This window comes from Rhizobium sp. RM (assembly GCF_013390595.1).
Classification (GTDB): domain Bacteria; phylum Pseudomonadota; class Alphaproteobacteria; order Rhizobiales; family Rhizobiaceae; genus Agrobacterium.
Window position 1 is genome coordinate 388515 of sequence record NZ_JACAWV010000022.1, and the last position, 19627, is coordinate 408141.

Here is a 19627-nt window from a genome sequence, read left to right on the forward strand (position 1 = left end):
CCGGGCGGATTGTAGTGTTTCGCGCTATACTCGCGCCGATTCGCATGGCGAAATTCTGACGACACGATAAGACTTGAACCTTGGGCACGATGGACGACAGCAACGATCTTTTCTCCGGTCTACCGGCAGCACGGCGCTATGAAACGGAAACGCAGGGCGAACCGGCGCAGCCGGCAAACGCCAATACGCAGCCGAAGCCCGCAGCCGTGACACCTGTTGCCGCGCCGGCCGCGACATCCGTTGCGCCGCCCGTGTCATCATCCGGTGACGACTACGGCGCGTCCTCGATCCGCGTACTCGAAGGCCTAGAGCCGGTGCGTATGCGCCCCGGCATGTATATTGGCGGCACCGATGAAAAAGCGCTGCACCATCTGTTTGCCGAAGTCATCGACAACTCGATGGACGAAGCCGTTGCCGGTCACGCCAATTTCATCGAGGTTCATCTCGATGCCGAGGGTTTCCTGACGGTCAGCGACAACGGTCGCGGTATTCCGGTGGAAAACCACCCACAGGTTCCCGGCAAGTCGACGCTTGAAGTCATCATGACCAAGCTGCACGCCGGCGGCAAATTCGACGGCAAGGCCTATGAAACCTCCGGCGGCCTGCACGGGGTCGGCGTCTCCGTCGTCAACGCGCTGTCCGACCTGCTGGAAGTGGAAGTCGCCCGTAACCGCAAGCTCTATCGTCAGCGCTTTTCACGCGGCCTGCCGCTTGGACCGCTGGAAGAGCTTGGTGACGTGCACAACCGTCGCGGCACCCGCGTTCGCTTCCATCCCGATCCGGAAATTTTCGGACCGCACGCCAAGTTCGAAGCTGCCCGCATTTTCCGCATGGCGCGCTCGAAGGCCTATCTGTTCGGCGGCGTCGAAATCCGCTGGAGCTGCGATCCGGGCCTCGTCCAGCAGGGCGGCGAAATCCCGGAAAAAGCGGTTTTCCATTTCCCTGGCGGTCTGAAGGATTATCTGTCTGCCACGCTTGGCAAGGAATTCACCGTCACCCGCGAAATCTTTTCGGGCCGCACCGAAAAGACTGGCGGCCATGGCGCACTGGAATGGGCGGTCACCTGGTATGGCGGCGACACGCAGCTACATTCCTATTGTAACACCATCCCGACGCCCGAAGGCGGCACCCACGAAGCCGGTCTGCGCATTGCACTGACCAAGGGCCTCAAGAACTATGCGGAGATGACGCAGAACAAGCGCGCCAAGGAGATCACCACCGATGACGTGATGATTTCCGCCGTTGGCATGTTGTCCGTCTTCATTCGCGAACCGGAATTCGTCGGGCAGACCAAGGACAAGCTTGCGACCGTCGAGGCGCAGCGTATCGTCGAAAACGCCCTGCGCGACCCCTTCGACCATTACCTAACCGGTAACCCGGCGGAAGCCGACAAGCTGCTGGAATGGGTGATCGAGCGCGCTGAAGAGCGTCTTCGCCGCCGCAAGGAAAAGGAAGTCAACCGCAAGACGGCCGTGCGCAAGCTGCGCCTGCCCGGCAAGCTGGCGGACTGCGCCCAGAACACCGCCGAAGGTGCTGAACTGTTCATCGTCGAGGGCGACTCGGCTGGCGGTTCGGCCAAGCAGGCGCGTAACCGCGCCAATCAGGCCATTCTGCCGCTGCGCGGCAAGATCCTCAACGTCGGTAGCGCCAGCCGTGAGAAGCTCTCTGCCAACCAGCAGATTGCCGATCTCATTCAGGCGCTCGGTTGCGGCACGCGCACGAAATATCGCGAAGAAGATCTGCGTTACGAACGCATCATCATCATGACCGATGCCGACGTCGATGGCGCACATATCGCATCGCTGCTGATCACCTTCTTCTATCAGGAAATGCCGGAACTGATCCGCGGCAACCATCTCTACCTCGCGGTACCGCCGCTCTACGTCATCCGTCAGGGTGCGAAGACCGCCTATGCCCGCGACGACGCCCACCGCGCCGAACTGATGGAAACGACCTTCAAGGGCCGCAAGGTCGAAATCGGTCGCTTCAAAGGCCTTGGCGAGATGATGGCCGCACAGTTGAAGGAAACCACCATGGACCCGGCAAAGCGCACGCTGCTGCGCGTCGAGATCGATGATGTGGATTTCGAAGGCACCCGCGAAGCCGTGGACAACCTGATGGGAACCAAGGCCGACGCCCGTTTCCGCTTCATCCAGGAACGCGCCGCCTTCGCCGAAAACCTGGATATCTGACGCTTGAGCGCAGAGCCATTCGAGCGGCCCGTTCTGCGGGCCGCAATTTTACTTCCCCTTACGTGAACGCTTTATCCTCTCGCGCGTTTTCGCCCGGCCTGATACTGTCGGGGCGGGAGCAAAAAAAGACGTGACTGCAATCTGGGTCGTCATAGCCATTCTGTCGCTGGTCCTCGGGTCCAGCCTTTTTGTCGTTGTCAGCAAACAGCTCGAAAAAACCAGTCCGAAGCGCCCTTCCCGCGCCTTGCCGGTGCATGAAAACCGCACCCCGCTCGACCGTCACTGGCAGGTGATACGCAACGGACGCAATGAGCGAAACGCGCTCTGCCTCCTGCAATCCAACCTCGATGCCTTTGCGGTGCGCGTTGCCACGGCACGCGCCGCCGGACGCAGCCTCGACCTGATGTATTATATGTGGAACGCCGATCTGGCCGGTCGGCTGATGATGCGGGAAATCGTCGCCGCCGCCGACCGTGGCGTTCGCGTGCGCCTTCTTCTCGACGATCTCGGGGTATCGATCTCCGACCGCGTTTTCCACGCCATCGACCGGCATCCGAATATCGATCTCAGGCTGTTCAACCCGACGCGGGCACGCGAAAACGCCCTGCATCGTGGCATCGAACTTCTGCTGCGCTTCGGCAGCGTCAATCGTCGCATGCACAACAAGGCATGGATTGCCGATGGACGCGTCGCAATCGTCGGTGGCCGCAACATTGGTGACGCCTATTTCGACGCGGCAGAGCAGGCCAATTTCCGCGACTTCGACATTCTTGGTTTTGGCAAGGTTGTCGAGGATGCCTCGCTGATCTTCGACGACTACTGGAACAGCGCCGCAGCCGTGCCGGTTCGCTCTCTTCTGGCGCGTCGGCCGAACAAGCTCGCCAGATTGCGCCGCGACCTTGCCGCCCTTCCGAAGAGCGATGCGGCCAAGCCCTATCTGGCCCGTGTCGAAAAACAATATGACAACGGCAACTTCCTGATGTCCGACCGGCTTCATTGGGTCGATGCCGCCGACGTGCTGGCAGATCCGCCTGAAAAGGCCACGGGAAAACGGCGCCAGGGTCACAATTTCCTGATGGAGACGCTGCTGCCGCTGCTTGAAGCCGCACAGCAGAATCTGCACATCACCTCCCCCTATTTCATTCCCGGCAAGCAGGGCGTCGCGACCTTCTCCGGACTGGCAAAGGACGGGGTCTGCGTCAACATCCTGACCAATTCGCTGGGAGCAACGGATGTCGCCGCCGTTCACGGCGGTTATGCCCGTTATCGCAAGCCGCTTCTGGCCGGTGGTGTCATTCTTCACGAGTTGCGCCCACGCGCCGACCACCAGCCGCTGTCGCTGCGTGGTTCGGGTCAGGCGAGCCTGCACACAAAGGCCTTCACCCGGGATGGAGAAACCGGTTTCGTCGGCTCGCTGAATTTCGATCCACGGTCCATGTCACTGAACACGGAAATGGGCGTGCTGTTCTCCTCGCCTGCCCTTGTCGAGATGATGGATGCCGTCTTCTGCGAGGAAACCAACAGCTCCATGAGCTTTCAGCTCGAAATGACCAGGGGCAACCGCATTGTCTGGTCATGCACGGAAAAAGGCGAACCGAGGCGTTACAGCAGCGAGCCGAACGCCCCGCCGGCACGCCGGCTGATTGCCTGGGTCATGGGCCTGCTGCCGCTGGAATCGCAGCTCTGACGATGAAAGGTGACATCAGGCGGCTGCGGCCTTCGCACCCGCCTTGGCAAGCTGGATCTGCACCAGCGTGTCGAGGTTCTGGTTGACGCGGCAATAGAACTCCTCGTCGATGAACGGCCGCAGCATGAAGTCGTTGCCGCCAGCCTTGAGGAAACGCGCTGATAGAAGCCGGTTGGTCGAAGACGACACACCGATGATGCGCAACTCGTGCGATCCACGCATGGTGCGTATGCGGCGCGTCAGTTCGAAACCGTCGATATCGGGCATGTTGTAATCTGTGACAACAAGGCCGATATCCGGATTGGCCTTGAGGATTTCGAGTGCCTTTGCACCGCTGTCGGCAAGGCTGACGCGGAAATTGTAGCGCTTGAGGCGGCTGGACAACAAGGCACGCGCTGTCGGGCTGTCATCGACGATCAGCACGTGGTGACGATGATTGGTCAGGAACCGGCAGACGGATTCCGTCAGCATGTCGACGGCGAAGATATTGTCCTTGAGAATGTAGTCGACCACGTTCTTGGCGATCAGCGTTTCGCGGGTCGCCTCGTGGAAGGTGCTGGTAAAAACGATGGTCGGGATCGACAGGTCGATCAGATATTCGAGCGCCTCGCCGTTTTCCGCACCCGGCAGATTGATGTTGGAAATCGCCAGCGTCACCGGATCGGAGGAGCGCTCGTAGCACTCCTGCAACTCCTCGAACGAGCGGCAGATTTCGACGGTGACACCCAGCAGCTCTCTCAGCCGCATGCTCACCATCTGGGTAAAGACATTGGTGTCTTCCGCCAGCAGAATACGATTGTTCGTAAAAGGTACGCCGGAATATTGCATTCCGGTAATTCCGAGAAAGTTCATGTGCCCCAAGCCCCCGTCTTTTCACGGGAAAAATAGCCGGGACCATTTGCCGAATGATTAATCGCATTTTCGCCGCGCAACGAGTTTGCGGACATGATTACTCAAAAGAAAATACGGCCCCGAAGGGCCGTATTCATCGCGTTCGAATGGGGTGCCGGTCAGCCACGCAAAGCCACGTTGTCGGTATCGAACGGGCTCTCCTGAACGACCTCGGCATCGTAGAGAACGCCGAGAATACGCACCTTGAGTTTGGTGCCGATGGCAGCATGTGCAGGCGCCAGCATGGCAAGCGCCACCGACTTGTTGATACGCCAGCCGAAACCGCCGCTTGTGACGCGTCCCACCAGTGCGCCGCTTTCGTCGTAGATCGCTTCCGACCCACGCGCATCGACATCGCTATTGCCTGAAACGATCAGCGTCGAGAAGATCCATTTGACGCCTGCCTCCTTGTAGGCAACCAGCGCATCGCGGCCGATAAAGGATTTTTCCGGACGCAGGAAACGGTCGAGACCGGACTCATAGGCGTTGTATTCCACCGAAAGCTCACGCCCCATGTTGCGGTAGGACTTTTCGACAGCCATCGACACCATCGCCCGGATGCCGAACGGCTTGATGCCGAATTCAGCCCCCGCCTCCATCAACCGGTCGAAGATGTAATTCTGCATTTCGATCGGGTGGTGCAGTTCCCAGCCGAGTTCACCGACAAAGTTGACGCGCAAGGCATGAGCGGTGGCGACACCGACGGAAATCTGCTTTGCCGTCAGCCACGGGAAATCCTTGTTTTCAAGACTGGTACGCGTCAGCTTCTTCAGAAGATCGCGCGACTTCGGCCCTGCCAGCACCAGCACCCCGTATTTCTGGGTAATGGGCTGCAGCACGACCGACCCGTCACCCGGCAGCAGCCGGAACAGCGTATCGTGGTCATGGGCCTCCAGACCGCCCGCCGAAACCAGGTAGAAACGGCCCGGTGCCCATTCGTAGACGGTGAACTCCGCCTTCACACCACCATTCGGCGTCAGAAGATGGGTCAGCGCGATACGGCCGCGCTTCTTCGGCACCGTATTGGCGAGAATACTGTCCAGCCAGGCGCGAGCGCCCGGACCCGAAACTTCCATTTTGGCGAAAGCCGACATGTCGAGCACGCCGACATTCTGGTGAACGTTCTTCACCTCGTTGCCGACATGCTCGAAATAGTTTGAGCGGCGGAACGACCACTTTTCAACGAAACGGCCATCATCCAGCGGTGGCGCGTAGTTGTGGCTGGTGATGACATCGACGCCAACACCCTTTTCGCTCTCCGGCAACTCGTAGCCTTCGGGCGCATACCAGTTGGCGCGTTCCCAGCCATAGACGGAACCGAACACACCGCCGAGCTTCTTCAGGCGGTCGTAAACCGGTGTCGTCTTCAGCGGGCGGGCCGCCGAACGCTCCTCATCCGGGTAGTGCATGGTGAAGACGTTGGCATAGGCCTCCTCATTTTTGGCAATGAGATAGCCTTCCGTCGCGTAAGGTCCGAAGCGTCGTGGATCGACACCCATCAGATCGAGCGTCGGCTCCCCATCGACAATCCATTCGGCAAGCTGCCAGCCGGCACCACCGGCAGCAGTGATGCCGAAGGAGTGGCCCTCGTTCAGCCAGAAGTTCTTGAGCCCCGGCGCCGGACCGACAATCGGGTTGCCATCCGGCGTATAGGCGATCGCGCCATTATAGACCTTCTTGATGCCGACCTCGCCAAAGGCCGGAACACGCACCATCGCCGCCTCGATATGCGGCATCAGGCGGTCGAGTTCTTCCTGGAACAGCTCGTATTCGCTGTCGTCGGAGGGACCGTCGACATAACAGACCGGTGCACCAACTTCGTATGGGCCAAGGATCAGGCCACCGGCCTCCTCACGCATGTACCAGGCGGAATCGGATTCGCGCAGCACGCCCATTTCCGGCAGGCCCTGCTTGCGACGTTCCAGAATGGCCGGATGCGGTTCCGTGACGATATACTGATGCTCCACCGGAATGACGGGAATATTGATGCCGACCATCTCGCCTGTCTTGCGGGCAAAGGAGCCGGTACAGGAGATGATATGCTCGGCAATGATCTCGCCCTTATCCGTTATCACCTTCCAGTGACCGCCTTCAAGCTGTTCGATACCGGTAACGGAGGTGTTGCGGTAAATGGTGGCGCCGCGATCACGCGCCCCCTTGGCCAGCGCCTGCGTCAGATCGGCAGGCTGGATGTAACCGTCGTCGGGATGCTGGATGGCACCGAGAAGCCCTTCCGTCTCGCAGAGCGGCCAGACTTCCTTGATCTGTTCGGGGGTGAGGATATTGACCTTGATGCCGATGGTTTCGGCAATGCCGGCATAATACATATATTCGTCCCAGCGATCTTTGATCCGGGCGAGACGAATGTTGGAGACTTTCGCAAAACCGACATTCATGCCGGTTTCTTCCTGAAGCTCCTCGTAGAACTTCACCGAGTATTTGTGGATCTGGCCGACCGAGTAGCTCATGTTGAACAGCGGCAAGAGGCCCGCCGCATGCCATGTCGAGCCGGATGTCAGTTCCTTGCGCTCGATCAGAACGCTGTCGCTCCAGCCCTTTCTGGCAAGATGATAGAGCGTCGACACGCCAACAACGCCGCCGCCGATCACCACTGCCCGTGCATGTGTCTTCATTTACAGAACCCCTCATGAGCGCCGGCCTCGTGCAAGTGTGCCGACAAATCGATGAGGAGAATATGAAGCGACTGATTTGCGTTCAGCCGCCTGATTGCGACATGGCCAATGGGTGCTGCGACAGGGCTGAAAATGCCGTCATCCGTCTGTCGGTGGGTCGCCGTCTCCAGACGTAGACACGACGCCCCACCACAGAAGATCTTACCGACGCGCCTCGGACACGGACTTGCTGGGCTGTTCGGCGCCCTTGTCATCCCTGTTGTCTTCCTTCGGCGTCTGCGCGACCTTCGCCGATGCGGCAGCGGTACGCGACACAACCGTCTTGTCGCCTTCCTCTTCAAGGATTGCCGCCAGCATTTGCGGGTTGTTTTCACCATCCACGTGGATGTTCAGATTGCGCTGCGGGAATGGAATTTCGATGCCTTCCTCGCGGAAGCGCTTGAGGATGGCGATACGCAATGCGTTCTTGACGGTCAGACCGCTGGAGAGGTCAGCGAGATGGAAACGCAGTTCGAAATCCAGGGCGAAATCGCCAAACCGCATGAATTCCACATGCGGTTCCGGATTGCGCAGCACCGGCGGCTGCGCCCGTACCAGCTCGAGGAGAATATCCATCACCTGCTGCGGATCGGCATTGTAGGACACCGAAACTGGAATTTCCGCACGCATGATGCGGTTGCGGTGGGTCCAGTTTCCGACAGAGGCGTTGATGAATTCCGAGTTCGGCACGATGATTGACTGCCCACGGAAGGTTTCGATTTCGGTCGCACGCACCGACAGGCGCTTGACGGTGCCCTCGGTCGTGCCTGTCACCACCCAGTCACCAACCTTGAATGGGCGCTCGACCAGCAGGATGAGGCCGGACACAAAGTTCGACACGATGTTCTGCAGGCCAAAACCGATACCGACCGACAGTGCCGAGGCGACCAGCGCCAGACTGGAGAGATTAAGCCCCGCCGACGAAACGCCGAAGATCGCCGCAACGGCAATACCGAGATAACCGATACCCGTCTTGACGGAGTTGCGCACGCCGGCATCCACCTGACCGCGCGCCATAACGTTGTTATCAAGCCACTTCTGGAACCAGCGGGTGATGGTGTAGCCGATGGCGAAGACCATAACGCCACCGAACAGCCCAAGCAGCGAAATCGAGGCGTTGCCGACGGTAATGCCTGTCAGCAGACGATACGCCCAGCTTTCGATGTCGCCCGGCTGGAAACCCCAGGAGAACAGGATGAGCGGCACACCGAAGAACAACGCGACGACATAGATGCCGAGACCGGCGGCAAGACCGGCCTGATCGAGCGGCACCGGGCCGAGATTATAGCGCCGCTGCAGGAAGCGGCCGGCCAGGGATTCGGCAAAAGCGCCCTGTCGGGAAATCGCCTTGCCCGAGAGGATGCCGATATACATCGTTGCCAGAACCGCGCCTGTCGCGACGATCTGCGTGGCTAGGAAGCGCGCAAGGCCGACATAACCGGTGAGGCACGCGCCGATGAGAATGAGGCCACCAACCCGCAGCAGAATGACGAGCCAGCGCGGCAGGCGCTGGTTGCCGGTATCGTGGTCCTGCCCCTCGCCGATGACCGGTCGCAGGAACGACACGGCGAGAAGAATGACGCCGATGGTCACAGACGCAATGAAGCTCTTGGCCACGGTGACTATCAGAGGCGAATAGAGCGTCTCGCTGATGGTTCCGAACAGATAATCGAGACCATTGACCAGCGCCATCAGAACGACGGCTGTCGAGAGCGTATGCGCGCCCTTGTTCGAGACCTGCAGCAAACGCCATTCCGGCTGCGTTGGCGCAAAGATCGCGTAGCTCAGCCGCGATACGAAATAGACGAAGCCGATGATCGCCATGGCGCCGAACAGGATCGGCGCGATGTCGGACCGCAGGACGTTGAAATTGTCTAGAAAGAAGGCCGAGGTGATGAGGAACAGGAACAGCGAGAGCGACTGAACCATCGTCGACCAGAAGGCAAGCGACAGACGTCGCAGATAAGACGGTTCACCCGAAAACGCCCGCCGGTCCATGCGGCTGCCGAAAAAGCGATAGCCGCCGACCAGGAACAGCATCGCTGCCATGACGGAAAGCGCCACCGCGCCGAACATCGGAAGGCGCTTGTAGTTCCAGACGAACGTTACCCAGCTGCTGACGGCGTTGTTGAGATTGGAGAGTTCGTCGACAAAGGCAGACGTGGCTTCTGTAAATGTGGCTGCGGACAGGTCCGTCCGCTTGAACAGTGTCGCGGCAAACAGTGCACGGCGGACAGCCGTGATATTGTTGGAAATCTGCGCCGCATTGGTGGCGATGCTATCCACCTCACCGGCAATGGCATTCACTTCGGCCCGTTCGGACGTCAGACGGGTGCGCTCTTCGGTAACGACGCTGGCTTCGGGCGCCTGCCCTTCGGCTGGCGGTTCGCCAAGCGCATCAAGCCGGGCCTTGATCTGGTCGAGGCGCGCACGCAGCTTGCTGTTGGTCGCACCCGCATCACCGGCGATCTGGTCGACCTGCCCCTTCATATCCACCAGCTTGGCATCGTCGTTGCCACCCGCCTCGATCTGGCTGGTCACTCTGGCGACATCTGCCTTCCAGCGTTCGAGATCGGTTTTGGCCTGCTCGGAAACCGATTGCTGGATTCCGACAGCGGTTGGCGGCGTTTCCTCCTGGGCGGAAGCCTGCATTGCGGAAAAGAACAATCCGCCAATGAGGGCCAGCACAATCGCCCCGATGAATTTATGCCGCTTGTCAAACATCAACCGCACTCCGTTCCTTTCCGTCGTCTCGATCATCGCACCCGGCCCGTCAATGCCCGACACCTTGAAAACTACCCGCAAAAGGGGTGTTTCCCCAAGGATTGCCTTGCCTTCCAACGCGAGAATCACCACCTTTGATATTGCAGCAATCATGGGAGGAAATCATGGAATCTGCTGGCATTGGCTGGATTGCAGCCATCATCATCGGTGGCATCGCCGGGTGGCTCGCCGAACAATTCATGAAAAGCAATATGGGTGTTTTCATGAACATCCTACTTGGAATCGTCGGCGCGGTCGTCGCCAACGCCATTCTTGCCGTTTTCGGAATCGTTTTGACGGGCTGGCTCGGTTATCTCATCGCCGGATTCGTCGGCGCATGTATTTTGATCGCGATCGGGCGAATGTTCAGACGCGGATAGCGAAAAAAAAGAAAAGCCGGAAAACCCCGGTTTTCCGGCACTTTTCGCGATTGCCGAAATTTTTCTGTCATAAAAATCGAAGAAAATTCATTTCGGCGCTAGACAACCAGAATGATCCTCTTTATACGGCCTCTCACACCGCCAGACGGCGGGCGGCGGGTGATTAGCTCAGTTGGTAGAGCAGCTGACTCTTAATCAGCGGGTCGTAGGTTCGAGCCCTACATCACCCACCAAATTCTCTCAAAAAGACAATACGTTGCTGATTTTCGTTAAAGCGCTTTCGAGGCGCTTGGCGTAGCGGTTTCAGCCTGAACGTGGTCCAAGGACTACACAGTTCGCGCTTAAATCCGAGATAGTGTTTTCTTCGAAATTCTGTGTCATCGTTATTGCGGTGTGACGAAAGCGGAGAAACAATTGCAGTTTGAATACACCCCTCCCCAAACCACCTTTGAGGAAGCATTTGGGGGCTTTAATTCAATCAATGCATTCGGCCCCATAGCGGCCGGAGATGACGAACGTTTTTTGGATTTTTTGCAAAAAACACAAGCGCCACCAAGAACACCCATTTATATTAACTCTACAGGTGGTGACGTAGAGAGTTCAATAAACATAGGTCGAATGGTAAGAGATAGCTGGCTCTCTACTAATGTGGGCCAATATATTCTGGATGAGGACCTATCAGATGAACTCACCAAAAAGAGAAAGCTATTACCCGCACGTTGTTTAAGTGCGGCAACGCTCATTTATTTGGGTGGTCGTTTGCGCTATCTCAATCAAGATTCAGAATTTGGCGTCCATCAATTTTCTTTTAGAAATCCCTCACCAAGGCATCTTGCGCAATCGCAAATTCTCTCCGCAAAAATCGCGCGCTACATTGTCGAAATGGGAATAACATCAGAATTTCTAGAGATATCCTCCGCCACTCCAAGCGATGAAATTGAGATTTTATCGCACGACCTCCTAGAACGACTCGGCGTCGTAACTGGTGGTCAAACCCCTGTGACATGGTCCATTCAAGCTGTTGAAGGCGCTCTTTATGTTCGAGGCGAAAGAGACAACTTGTTTGGCCATCATAAAATGCTTTTAGGCTTCATAAAACCCAGAGGTTTTTTCGTTCACGCGGTAATTGAATCACAGGGAAGGGAACAGGAACTTATGACGTTCCCCCTTGTCGAGTTGGTAATTGGAGACAATGATAGCGAGACAATCGATATTTCAGATCGTTGCGATAGAAAAATTAATGGCATTTACGCTAATGTCAGCGCGTATCTCGATCCCGAAGAGGCTAGACAGGTCGCGCATTCTAACGCATTTGGAGTACGGCTCCGAACCACCCCAGATGCACCGGTATTTTTAGGCATAGGCCCAATGTCTACCGATGGTGGCGGCCATTTGCTGCAATCGTTCTTCCTAACTCTGTCATAGCCATTAGTAATAAGGCCAATATTCGAAGCCCACTGTCAGTATTTCGCATTTGTCGCTTTCGCCCATCAAGCGATAACTGCCCGCCCGTCAAAATTTCCGGATCGACCGCGTTTTTCCCCAAAGCTGTCTTAATCGTACTTATGATTGAGACCATGAGACTGATCACCAATATAGTGCTGTTCGTTCTCGGCATCGTCGGAAGCGGAACGCTTGCATTTTTATTGTCGTCGGCGCTTGCCGCAAATGGCCTTCTCGGTTCCTGTTTCGAGGGAAGCTGCGGTTACGCTGCCCTCTTCATGGTTGCCCCGCTCGCCTGGTTCGTCATGTTCGCCCTTTATGTCATGGCCCTGCTGATCTGGCGAAAAAAGCCATTTAGAAGTGAAAAATTGTGAGATCACGACGCTGACGACACGTAACCCGACGTCTCAGTTGCAAACACCACCAACCGTTCGTTGACAGTCGTTGCGACTTCCCGCTAACGTCCGGCTGCTGTGGGGAATCGCTGTCTGCGATGCGTGTGAGATATCAGGTCTTGCCGCATAACGGGCCTCTGAAGAGACATGTCGCCACTATGTATGGCGTGCGACATGCGGGAAAACAGGGAGACTAAACGATGCGGGCCGCCATTAACCCACCATCGCTTTCCATCGGCACGCTCGACTATCAATCGGAATGCCAGTTCGCACTTGAACCATCGATCCAGGGGTTGCTCGAGAAGGCAATCGATGCCGGATGGAACCGCCAGCAGGCCGCCATGGCCATCATTGCACTGGCAAGCGAACATGTCGGCGACTTTACCTCCGAGATCGTTCTGTCAGAACAGCGCCCGCTCTGCTGAGAGCGCGCCACACGACGGGAGGCGGGTATCTGCCCGCCATTCACCCCGAATAGTGAAAAGCCGCTCCTGAGCCGCCCTCCTCCCTTTTTACCCCCATTTCCAGACAGGACTTGCCCACGCTGCCACAGTGTTGACATCAACCGCCATTAATGAGAACATAAAGTGAACATTATGGAGGTCAGCATGAACAGGCCAGACATCACCATAGAAAATGCACTGTCCGTTGTTGCCCGCTCGCAGAGCATGCGGGAGCGCGCACTGGAAAGACGGCGTGAATTGCAGCGGCGCACCGAGGTCATCACCACCCGCCCGCTCTATGTTCTGAAAAAGCGCCCCGTGGAGCGGCAGCTTTCCCTGAAGCTGGATAGCTGATTGCAGCGATAAAAATGAAAATCCCGCGCAAACCAGATGCCACGCGGGATGATCGTATAAAGATGTCGCCAGGCTTATTGCATGCGTTGCAGTGCAGCTTCCGGCTCTCCCACCGTCGTCGATGACGGAAGGCGGTCTGTCTTCTTGAGAACAAGGATCGGTTTTTCCACCGGATCAGACGGCGGAACGATGCTGGCGGTCTTGAATTCGCGATCTACGGCTGGAACGGATGCGTTGATCTGTTGATGACCTGCGCATTCCGCAAACGCTGCGCTGGCGGAAAAACCAAGTACAGCGGCGATTATGAGAACTGATTTCATGTCATTCTCCCTTCGCTATTATGGCGATCTCCAGTCTATGTGGAGATCTTGCTGATTGAAAATCACACTTTAGTGGGCACTAAAAAACGGCAATACAGTCTGCGTGCCAATCTTCTCTTGCCTGAAACAAGAAAAACCGGATCAAACACCGCTACCCTTTTTGCACATCATGTGTTTTTGGGCCTCGGGAACGGCGGAATATCATCGCGGCGAAACTTCCCTTGAGGGGAATGATGATCGGATGATACGTCGATACCGTTTCCGTGTTTGCGGCCTTAATCGTTCTTCCGGCTGTGGAATTCTGCTGCATGGCACGCCTCCTTCCGAGGCGTTAACGACAGACATGCCGTCTTGTTCCCTCAGCTATCCCTGCAAATGCTTGAAAGCGGCACTGCAAAGGCTTATATCGCTCTCGCGAGGACGACCTCGGCCATCATGGCAATCGCATCGGGACGGCCCGGACATCAACCGGAGAACACCATGCGTTCCCTTGCAGATCGTATCCGCCACGCGCTCAGCTTTGAAATCATCGGTCTTTTGCTGGTCGTTCCGCTCGGTGCGCTGGTTTTCGGCATGCCGATGGAAGACATCGGTATCGTCGGTGTGGTCAGCGCCACGCTGGCAACCACCTGGAACTATCTCTACAACCTGATCTTCGATCACGCCATGCAGCGCCTGAAGGGTACCACCCTCAAGACGCCAGCAATCCGTGTCGCCCATGCCGTGCTGTTCGAGATCGGCCTGTTGATCGCGTTGATGCCATTCATCGCCTGGTATCTCGGCATCAGCCTCATGCATGCGCTGGTGATGGATATCTCGTTCGCGCTGTTCTACGTGGTCTATGCCTTCATATTCAATCTGGGCTACGACAAGCTTTTCCCGCTGCCTGAGTGGCAGACAGAAGCGGCGGCCGAATAGGCCGCCCTACCCCCTCTGAGCGCAGTCTCAGCGCAACGACGCCTTGAAGAAGGCCACCACGCCCTCGTTGAGCGTGCGGTGAAACGCCACCCGGTCAAACCCCTCTTCATCGCCGCAAACCTGCGGCGCCATCTCTGCCATTTCGGCAGGACACGGGGCGACAAATGAAAAATGCCCTGCCCCGGCCACCGTATGAAACTCGGGCTTCGCCGGCAGGTTGTCGCGCAGTGCCGCAATATCCTCCGGCGTAACACCGTCGCCACCGCGCTCCGACTGCCAGAGCTGGACGGGGATCGTAATCGCTCGCAGATCGTCGGCATCGGGAAAAGCATTCAGCGGATCTGCAACCGACACGGCCTTCACTCTGGCATCACGAAGCGCACCCTGCATTCCCACGCCTTCTTCCTTCATCCCGGCGCAGACTGTCGCCTGCCCCTCAGGACACGGCAGCGTGGCATTCTTCCAATCGGCAACAGCACCGGCAAGCAGAAGCGCCGTATAGCCGCCACGCGAAAAGCCGAAGACACCAATCTTATCGGCATCGATAAAACGACGGTCCGTCCAGTCGCCAAGCAAATGATCGAGCAGGCGGATCACATCGGACGGGCGCTCGGTCAGCGCCGAAACCTCGCCGGCCCGCGTCATGTCGAGAGCACTGTCGCCGGGATGATTGATCGCCACCACCAGAAAGCCGGCATCCGCCAGCGCCGTAGCCGTATCGCGGTGGCTGAGATAGGTGCCTTCAAAGCCATGCGAAATGACCACGAGCGGATACTTCCCCTCGGCGATGTCGCAATCGCGCACGGCGGGCAGCACAAAAGGTCCAATACGGGTGTCAACCGGCGCTGCCGCACAGGGCGACCAGAGTGCCGCCCTTATCGACGGTTTTCCTTGAGGCGAAGGCACTTCAACCAGCCGCAGTCCCGCCGCCCAGGCGACACTGGTCTGCGGAACAATGGAAAGAGCAGTAACGAAGAGCAGCGTTGAAATTCGCATGAAGACCTCGCATGTCGACAACATCAGGTGCGGCCGGTCAAAACCGGCCACGACCGCGAGCACAGCGTTTCCATGTCAGGAATGACGACAGCCGGTTAAAGCGACTTCAGCGTCCAGCTTACGATATCGCGCGTTGCGGACGCGAAGGCCTGATCGAGTGCCTTGACGAGATTGGCATTACCCGAGCCGCTGACGCGGGCACCGGCGCGGAATACTTCCTGCGCCTTGACCGTGCCGTTGCGATCGTTGAGCAGCTTCACCGAGATTTCGATGTTGGCGACATTGCGCGCCGTATCGATCTCGAAGGCGCGGATATCGGTCACGACCTGATAGTCGATGGCAAGGCCCTGCCCCGGCCGTCCGACACCACCCAGTTTGCCGGTATCTTCAAACGCTTCAACCAGCTTCGACTGCACCATGCGCGGCAGGCGATCGCTCCACTGCGAATTGGCGAGATACTGCACTTCCGATCCCGAAAGCCGCACAACGATGTTCTCGCTGTCGAGCGCCTTCAGAGCGGTCGGATCGGCAATCAGCAACTGCCGGCTTTTCAGCGACGGTCCCTGCGTCTCGGCAGCCGACGAAACCGACAGATCGAACGTGTCGTTCTTCGGGCTTCCGGCACATCCGGCCAGCAGCGCGGATACCAGCGGAACCAGCAAAAGGGTGCGGCGTGTATTGCCGCTGATCAGTCGTCTTTTCACCCCAAAACCCCTCTTAACGCCTGGTCCTGCCATCGTATTGTTTCACGGTTTCGCCCCCGAAAATCAACCGCTGCGGATCGCGGTCGATATTGGTGATCGCATTGTTCAGATTGTCGACGGTCTGTCGCGTGCTGCCGATCAGCGCCTGGAAGTCCTTCAGACCGGAGCCGGAGAACCGGGTCAGATTGTCGGCAATCGGACCGATGCGCGCATTGAGATTGTCGGCGACCGCCTTGAAGGACACCAGCGTCTCGCGCGCCTTGGCAAACAGCGAGTTGGCATCCTCGGTTCCAAGCATGGTGTCGATCTTGGCAAGAATGCCATCGACACGGCTGGATGCGAGGTTCAGCTTGCGTCCCATTTCGGTGAAGTCGGACACGGCCTGATCGATATCGGCGCGGCGTGCGCCCACATCATCGGCAATCTGCTTGAAGTTGGCGACCGCATCGCGTGCGTCCGCGGTGGCGGTGGACACATCGTCCACGACATTGCCGACCTTGGCCGGATCGACGGAAGCCAGAAGCTCGTCGGCGCGCTTGACGACAGTCTGCACCTCGGTGCTGGCAGCCTCGAAATTACGCGCAGTGCTCTGCACCGTTTCCATGATGCCCTGAATATCGCTCGATGCGGTGGCGACATCCTTCGTCACCTTGTCGACATTGGTCAGGATGGAATCGATCTTGCCGGCATCGACGGCCTTCACCAGATCCTCAACGGCCGTCAACGTGCTGTCGAGACGCACCGAAACGGACTGCACGGTCGTGGAGAGCGAGCTCAGGCTGGCGATGAAGGTCTTGATGCCATCGGAGTTGGCAGCCAGCGCATCCGAAAACTTCTCGGCGTTGCGCACCGTCTGCGTCAACGGGCCACGTGCATCCTGCACGAAGCCCTGCAGCTCGCCGATGGCGCCATCGGCGCGCTTCAAAATCTTGTCGGCAGTGGCAAGCAGGTTGGTCACGCTCGAAAGATCGGCTGTCAGTTCGGCAGGAACACCGGTATCGACGGCTTTCTGGAGAATGCGCTCGCCATCCTTGTTGCCGCCGGACAGTTCGATGTAGGCGGCACCGGTCAGGCCCTGAATTTCAAGCACGGCGCGGGTCGACGGAAACACCGGCGCATCGGCCTGTACTTCGGTGAAGGCAATGGAATAGGCCGGATCATCGCGGTCGATGGCAAGCCCGCGCACCGTACCAACCGGAATACCGTTGAAGCGCACCGGCGAACCGACCGAAAGGCCGTTTGCCGAGCCGGGAATACGCACGGTGAGCTGCGCTGTCGGCCCACCACGGCCGAACTCCGCCATCCAGTAGACAAAGCCGAAAGCAGCGGCGATCACGATCAGCGTGAAAATTCCGACAATGGTGTAGTTCGCCTTGGTTTCCATACTGTTCGTTACTCCACCGGATTTTCGTGCTTGCCGTCCGGAAGAACGACAGAACGCGCCCGCTTGCCGCGAAAATAGGACTGCACCCAGGGGTCGTCGCAGGCAAACATGTCCTGCAGCGTTCCCTCGACAAGAACCTTCTTCTGCCCCAGCACCGCAATACGGTCGCAGACGGAAAACAGGCTGTCGAGATCGTGCGTCACCATATACACGGTCAGACCGAGCGAATCGCGCAAGCGCGCAATGAGCATATCAAATTCTGCGGCGCCGATGGGATCGAGGCCGGAAGTCGGTTCATCCAGGAACACCAGATCGGGATCGAGCGACAGCGCGCGGGCAAGTGCGGCACGTTTGATCATGCCGCCGGAAAGCTCCGACGGATACTTGTCACCCGCATCGGGCTTCAGACCGACCATCTCGATCTTGAGATAGGCCAGTTCGTCCATCAGCTTCTGCGGCAGGTCGAGATATTCACGCATCGGAAGCTGGATGTTTTCCTTGACCGTCAGGCCGGAAAACAGCGCACCCTGCTGAAAAAGAACGCCAAGCCGCGTGTCGAGCTTCACCCGCTCGTCTTCGGTCGCCTTATCGTAATCCGTGCCGAGAATGCGGATCGTGCCCGCCTGACGAGGAAGAAGACGCAGCACCGCGCGCATCAGCACCGACTTGCCGGCACCGGACGGACCGATAAAGCCGAGGATTTCGCCGCGATAAACGTCGAGATTGAGGTTCTCCAGCACGTTCTTGCCGCTGAAACCAACCGTCACGCCTTCGACGGAAAGCACCACTTCGCGGTCTTTCTCAGGCTTCTGTGCCGGTTGTAACTGTGTGGTCGGCTGGTTCAACGCGCCCTCCTCAAAAATCGATGGCTGCGTAGAAGATGGCAAACAGGCCATCGACCAGAATGACGACGAAGATCGATTTCACCACGGAGGACGTCACATGCTGGCCGAGCGATTCTGCCGAACCGCCAACCTTCATGCCTTCCACCGCAGCAACGATACCGATGATGAGCGCCATGAACGGCGCCTTGATCATGCCGGCGGCAATAGTGGATTGCTCAACCGCACCATGCAGGCGCGACAGGAACACCTCGAATGTGATGCCGGAATAAAGCAGCGCCACGACGGCAGCGCCAAAAAGCGCGGCGAAGTTGGCCAGAATGGTCAGAAGCGGCAACGCGATCGTCAACGCAACAAGCCGCGGAAACACCAGAACACCGACAGGGTTGAGGCCGATGACCTTCAACGCGTCGATTTCCTCGCGCATCTTCATCGAGCCGATTTCGGCTGTAATGGCGCTGCCAGAACGACCGGCAATCATGATCGCGGTCAGGAGAACGCCGATTTCGCGCAATTGCAGAATGCCAACGAGATCGACAACGAAGACTTCCGCGCCAAAATAGCGAAGCTGGAACGCGCCCTGCTGCGCAATGATCGCACCGATCAGGAACGACATCAGCACGATGATCGGCACGGCACGCACGCCCATGTGGTCGATCTGGTTGACGATGGCCGCAGGCGATACGCCGCGTCCGCGCCCGAGTTTCATCTGCGCACCGCGCACCGCCGAGCCGAGAATATACATGCCGGCCAGAAAATCCGCACCGCTCTGGATCACCGCTTCGCCAACGGGTGCGAAGATGCGTTCTGCCCAGCCGCGCTTTTCAACCGGTTCGCTCGGCTGTGGCGGCTGGTCGGGCAACTGGCCGATGAGGTCCTCGACACGGCTGTTGCCGTCGAGCTTGACGGTGGCGCCGCGCGCCTCAAGCTCCTGCCGCAAGCGGTGAATGATCCAGGCACCCGTCGTGTCGATGGCGTCGACGCCAGAGAGGTCGATATCGATTGCACCGCCCGGCGCACTCTTGCCGATCTTCTCCACAGCCTCGAAGACATGCGCCAGATCGCTGTTTCGCCAGGAGCCGGTCAACGCGTAGCGAACACCTTCGCCGTGGACATTGTTGTCCTCGGAGATTGCGGCCGGGTTCGCCTGTTGCCGTCTGTCCTGTTCTTGCATAATGCTCCGAGCGAATGCAGCCTTCATGAGAATCTTAAAGGTTTCATAACGTTTTGACCTTTGACAGGC

At 58.1% G+C, this 19627-nt stretch carries 17 protein-coding genes and 1 tRNA gene; 9 read left to right on the forward strand and 9 right to left on the reverse strand.

Annotated elements, in window-relative coordinates:
- The first annotated feature begins 89 nt into the window (after nucleotides 1-89).
- Entirely contained in the window at nucleotides 90-2192 is a 2103-nt protein-coding gene (gene parE, locus HWX89_RS18445) for a DNA topoisomerase IV subunit B (RefSeq protein ID WP_138793133.1), read from the forward strand.
- A 130-nt stretch (nucleotides 2193-2322) separates the two neighbouring features.
- Complete coding sequence (locus HWX89_RS18450) at nucleotides 2323-3879, forward strand: phospholipase D family protein (RefSeq protein WP_138793134.1); 1557 nt, start codon at nucleotides 2323-2325, stop codon at nucleotides 3877-3879.
- 15 nt (nucleotides 3880-3894) lie between these two features.
- Here HWX89_RS18450 and HWX89_RS18455 read toward each other — a convergent pair whose 3' ends face one another.
- The 3 genes from HWX89_RS18455 to HWX89_RS18465 form a co-directional block, all read right to left on the reverse strand.
- Nucleotides 3895-4731, reverse strand: coding sequence for a response regulator (locus HWX89_RS18455; RefSeq protein ID WP_138793135.1), 837 nt, complete (start codon nucleotides 4729-4731; stop codon nucleotides 3895-3897).
- A gap of 158 nt (nucleotides 4732-4889) precedes the next feature.
- Complete coding sequence (locus HWX89_RS18460) at nucleotides 4890-7403, reverse strand: GcvT family protein (protein WP_138793136.1); 2514 nt, start codon at nucleotides 7401-7403, stop codon at nucleotides 4890-4892.
- Nucleotides 7404-7604: 201 nt separating this feature from the next.
- Nucleotides 7605-10094: a mechanosensitive ion channel family protein gene (locus HWX89_RS18465; protein WP_138793224.1), complete on the reverse strand. Its 2490-nt coding sequence runs from the start codon at nucleotides 10092-10094 to the stop codon at nucleotides 7605-7607.
- Between the two features lie 236 nt (nucleotides 10095-10330).
- Between HWX89_RS18465 and HWX89_RS18470 the strand changes: the two genes are divergently transcribed.
- From HWX89_RS18470 to HWX89_RS18495, 6 genes are all read left to right on the forward strand, one after another.
- Entirely contained in the window at nucleotides 10331-10585 is a 255-nt protein-coding gene (locus HWX89_RS18470) for a GlsB/YeaQ/YmgE family stress response membrane protein (protein WP_138793137.1), read from the forward strand.
- Nucleotides 10586-10742: 157 nt separating this feature from the next.
- Nucleotides 10743-10818, forward strand: a tRNA-Lys gene (locus tag HWX89_RS18475).
- Between the two features lie 181 nt (nucleotides 10819-10999).
- Complete coding sequence (locus tag HWX89_RS18480) at nucleotides 11000-12010, forward strand: COG3904 family protein (RefSeq protein WP_138793138.1); 1011 nt, start codon at nucleotides 11000-11002, stop codon at nucleotides 12008-12010.
- Between the two features lie 140 nt (nucleotides 12011-12150).
- Entirely contained in the window at nucleotides 12151-12402 is a 252-nt protein-coding gene (locus HWX89_RS18485; RefSeq protein ID WP_138793139.1) for a hypothetical protein, read from the forward strand.
- A 221-nt stretch (nucleotides 12403-12623) separates the two neighbouring features.
- Entirely contained in the window at nucleotides 12624-12848 is a 225-nt protein-coding gene (locus HWX89_RS18490; RefSeq protein WP_138793140.1) for a hypothetical protein, read from the forward strand.
- Between the two features lie 183 nt (nucleotides 12849-13031).
- Nucleotides 13032-13220, forward strand: coding sequence for a hypothetical protein (locus HWX89_RS18495; protein ID WP_138793141.1), 189 nt, complete (start codon nucleotides 13032-13034; stop codon nucleotides 13218-13220).
- Between the two features lie 74 nt (nucleotides 13221-13294).
- Here HWX89_RS18495 and HWX89_RS18500 read toward each other — a convergent pair whose 3' ends face one another.
- Nucleotides 13295-13540 carry a hypothetical protein gene (locus HWX89_RS18500; protein ID WP_138793142.1) on the reverse strand — a complete coding sequence of 82 codons (246 nt, stop codon included), beginning with the start codon at nucleotides 13538-13540 and terminating at the stop codon, nucleotides 13295-13297.
- A 480-nt stretch (nucleotides 13541-14020) separates the two neighbouring features.
- Between HWX89_RS18500 and HWX89_RS18505 the strand changes: the two genes are divergently transcribed.
- Nucleotides 14021-14458 carry a PACE efflux transporter gene (locus HWX89_RS18505; protein WP_138793143.1) on the forward strand — a complete coding sequence of 146 codons (438 nt, stop codon included), beginning with the start codon at nucleotides 14021-14023 and terminating at the stop codon, nucleotides 14456-14458.
- A 27-nt stretch (nucleotides 14459-14485) separates the two neighbouring features.
- On the opposite strand, the gene HWX89_RS18510 is transcribed toward HWX89_RS18505, so the two are convergent.
- The 5 genes from HWX89_RS18510 to HWX89_RS18530 form a co-directional block, all read right to left on the reverse strand.
- A complete protein-coding gene (locus HWX89_RS18510) occupies nucleotides 14486-15454 on the reverse strand; it encodes an alpha/beta hydrolase family protein (protein ID WP_138793225.1) in 969 nt (322 codons plus the stop codon).
- 95 nt (nucleotides 15455-15549) lie between these two features.
- A complete protein-coding gene (locus HWX89_RS18515; RefSeq protein ID WP_138793144.1) occupies nucleotides 15550-16191 on the reverse strand; it encodes an ABC-type transport auxiliary lipoprotein family protein in 642 nt (213 codons plus the stop codon).
- A complete protein-coding gene (locus tag HWX89_RS18520) occupies nucleotides 16172-17542 on the reverse strand; it encodes an MlaD family protein (RefSeq protein ID WP_138793145.1) in 1371 nt (456 codons plus the stop codon). Before HWX89_RS18520 ends, HWX89_RS18515 begins: the two co-directional genes overlap by 20 nt.
- Nucleotides 17543-17550: 8 nt before the next feature.
- The gene (locus HWX89_RS18525) at nucleotides 17551-18387 is read right to left on the reverse strand and encodes an ABC transporter ATP-binding protein (RefSeq protein WP_138793146.1); all 837 of its coding nucleotides are present in this window, start codon (nucleotides 18385-18387) and stop codon (nucleotides 17551-17553) included.
- Nucleotides 18388-18397: 10 nt separating this feature from the next.
- On the reverse strand, nucleotides 18398-19558 hold the full coding sequence (locus HWX89_RS18530; protein WP_138793147.1) for an ABC transporter permease: 1161 nt from the start codon (nucleotides 19556-19558) through the stop codon (nucleotides 18398-18400).
- Nucleotides 19559-19627: the final 69 nt, after the last annotated feature.